This is a genomic window from Desulforudis sp. DRI-14 (genome assembly GCF_052618305.1).
Map to the genome: position 1 here is coordinate 1 of NZ_JBQXEZ010000044.1, position 3,659 is coordinate 3,659.

2 rRNA genes are annotated in these 3,659 nt (G+C 57.2%); both read left to right on the top strand.

What is annotated here, in order from left to right:
- The first annotated feature begins 38 nt into the window (after nt 1–38).
- A 23S ribosomal RNA gene (locus tag ACUM6F_RS12605) occupies nt 39–3,434 on the top strand.
- Nucleotides 3,435–3,578: 144 nt separating this feature from the next.
- Nucleotides 3,579–3,659, top strand: a 5S ribosomal RNA gene (rrf, locus tag ACUM6F_RS12610); the annotation flags it as partial.

Below are 3,659 nucleotides of genomic sequence, written 5' to 3' on the forward strand. Positions count from 1 at the left end.
TGTTCTTTGAAAACTGCACAGCGTAAGTAGCTAAGACGAGTCAAGCTAATAAGGGCGTACGGTGGATGCCTTGGCGCTGAGGGCCGACGAAGGACGCGGCAAGCTGCGAAAAGCCCCGGGTAGCCGCAAGCAGGCGTTGATCCGGGGATATCCGAATGGGGCAACCCGGCGGGGCGAACCCCCGTCATCCTGTGCTGAACACATAGGCACAGCGAAGGGCACCGGGTGAACTGAAACATCTTAGTAACCCGAGGAAGAGAAAGCAACAGCGAACCCCCGAGTAGCGGCGAGCGAAAAGGGGCGAGCCCAAACCGGCTGCGTGTCAAGCCTGCCAGCGTTGCGCAGCCGGGGTAGCGGGAAGAGGCCGGAAGGCGTGGCGGCGCCTTCGGGGTAAAGAGGTTTTAGCGGAAGCGGGCTGGAAAGCCCCGCCACAGAGCGTAACAGTCGCGTACGTAAAAAGACCTTGTGCACCTGGGCCTTTTTCCCAAGTACCGCGGGACACGTGAAACCCCGTGGGAATCCGCGAGGACCACCTCGTAAGGCTAAATACCCTCAAGCGACCGATAGCGCACTAGTACCGCGAGGGAAAGGTGAAAAGCACCCCGGGAGGGGAGTGAAACAGAACCTGAAACCGTATGCCTACAAGCAGTCAGAGCGCGTTTAAGGCGTGATGGCGTACTTTTTGTAGAACGGGCCGGCGAGTTACTGTTGCAGGCGAGGTTAAGTCCGTGTAGGACGGAGCCGTAGCGAAAGCGAGTCTTAACAGGGCGTGCAAGTCTGCGGCAGTAGACCCGAAACCGAGTGACCTACCCATGTCCAGGGTGAAGCTTCAGTAAAGTGCAGTGGAGGCCCGAACCGACTGTCGTTGAAAAGGCAGCGGATGAGGTGTGGGTAGCGGTGAAATGCCAATCGAACTCGGAAATAGCTGGTTCTCCTCGAAATAGCTCTAGGGCTAGCCTCGCGTGAAGAGTGCCGGGGGTAGAGCACTGGTTGGGCTAGGGGCCTTCACCGGTTACCGAACCCATTCAAACTCCGAATACCGGCCACTTGGTGCGCGGGAGTCAGACTACGGGTGCTAAGATTCGTGGTCGAGAGGGAAACAACCCAGACCGTCAGCTAAGGTCCCGAAAATAGGCTAAGTGGAAAAGGATGTGGAGCTGCACAGACAGCCAGGATGTTGGCTTAGAAGCAGCCACCATTTAAAGAGTTCGTAATAGATCACTGGTCTAGCGGCTCTGCGCCGAAAATGTAACGGGGCTAAGCCTATTACCGAAGCTGCGGATTGGGAAGTGAGAGGTGAGAGGTTAGAAGTGAGTGAGGGAAAGATCACCAGTTTTGAGGACCTTATAGTGTACCAGACGGGTTACCGGCTGGCGCTGGAGGTTCACAGGCTGACGCAGGATTTTCCCATCGAAGAAAGATACGAGTCGGGACAACAGCTAAGGAAAGCGGCGGCATCCATTCCTGCGAATATCGCGGAAGATACGGCCGGAAGAACTCCAAGGCAGAGTTCAGACACTTTCTTCGCAACGCTCTTGGTTCAAGCAACGAGATGAGAGTATTGCTGAGCCTGGCACGCGACCTCGGCTATCACCAGAATGCGGTGATGATCGAAGAATACGACGTGTTGGGCAAACAGATATACCGTCTCATTGAGAGCTGGAGCTAAAGACTACTCACATCCGACTTCTCACATCTCACTTCCCACTGGTAGAGGAGCGTTCTCACCGGGTCGAAGCCATACCGTGAGGAGTGGTGGACCGGTGGGAAGTGAGAATGCCGGCATAAGTAAGCGACAAGACGGGTGAGAATCCCGTCCGCCGAAAGCCTAAGGTTTCCTGGGGAAGGCTCGTCCGCCCAGGGTAAGTCGGGACCTAAGGCGAGGCCGAAGGGCGTAGTCGATGGACAAACGGTGGAGATTCCGTTACCACCAACGGCCGTTTGAGGATGGAGTGACGCGGAAGGCTAGGTTGAGCGCGCGGCTGGAAAAGCGCGTCCAAGCCCGTAGGGTGCAAGGCAGGCAAAACCGTCTTGCGTAAACCTGAGAGGTGACGGGGAGGGAAAACGAGTACCGAAGCAACCGACGCCAGGCCGCCGAGAAAAGCTTCTAACGAGGCTGGTTGGTGCCCGTACCGCAAACCGACACAGGTAGGCGGGAAGAGAATTCTCAGGCGTGCGAGAGAACCCTTGTTAAGGAACTCGGCAAAATGACCCCGTAACTTCGGGAGAAGGGGTGCCCCGGCAGCGTAAAGTATTTTACATACGGAGCGCGAGGGGGCCGCAGAGAAGAGGCCCAGGCGACTGTTTACCAAAAACACAGGTCCCTGCCAAATCGCAAGATGACGTATAGGGGCTGACACCTGCCCAGTGCCGGAAGGTTAAGGGGAAGGCTCAGCGCGCAAGCGTGAAGGTCTGAACCGAAGCCCCGGTAAACGGCGGCCGTAACTATAACGGTCCTAAGGTAGCGAAATTCCTTGTCGGGTAAGTTCCGACCCGCACGAAAGGTGTAACGATCTGGGCGCTGTCTCAACAAGGGGCTCGGTGAAATTGTAGTACCGGTAAAGATGCCGGTTACCCGCAGTAGGACAGAAAGACCCCGTGGAGCTTTACTGTAACCTGATATTGGATTTTGGTATTGTATGTACAGGATAGGTGGGAGGCGTGGAAGGTAGGGCGCCAGCCTTACCGGAGCCGGCGGTGGGATACCACCCTTATGGTACTGGAATTCTAACCTTGGGCCCTGAAGCGGGTTTGGGGACAGTGTCAGGCGGGCAGTTTGACTGGGGCGGTCGCCTCCCAAAGCGTAACGGAGGCGCCCAAAGGTACCCTCAGCGCGGATGGAAATCGCGCCAAAGAGTGCAAAGGCACAAGGGTGCTTGACAGCGAGACGGACAGGTCGAGCTGGTGCGAAAGCAGGGCTTAGTGATCCGGCGGTTCTGCGTGGAAGGGCCGTCGCTCAGCGGATAAAAGCTACCCCGGGGATAACAGGCTTATCTCCCCCAAGAGTCCACATCGACGGGGAGGTTTGGCACCTCGATGTCGGCTCATCGCATCCTGGAGCTGGAGCAGGTTCCAAGGGTTGGGCTGTTCGCCCATTAAAGCGGTACGTGAGCTGGGTTCAGAACGTCGTGAGACAGTTCGGTCCCTATCCACTGCGGGCGCAGGAAACTTGCGAGGATCCGTCCCTAGTACGAGAGGACCGGGATGGACGCACCGCTGGTGCACCAGTTGTCGTGCCAACGGCACAGCTGGGTAGCTATGTGCGGCCGGGATAAGCGCTGAAAGCATCTAAGCGCGAAACCCCCCTCCAGATGAGGTTTCCCATCGCGTTAAGCGGGTAAGACCCCTGGTAGACGACCAGGTAGATAGGCCGGGCGTGCAAGCTGGGCAACCAGTTGAGCGGACCGGTACTAATCGGTCGAGGGCTTGACTCGTCCTACTTACGCTGTGCAGTTTTGAGAGAACAAGTGGGAAGTGAGAAGTGAGAGGTCAGAGGTTAGAACATAGGAAAGAAATCGGCAAGCCGATTTCAACCTTAAGGACCCGCGACCGGCATCCCACATCCCACCTCACAGATTTCCGGTGGCAATGGCGGAGGGGGTACACCCGTTCCCATCCCGAACACGGCAGTTAAGCCCTCCAGCGCCGATGGTACTGGG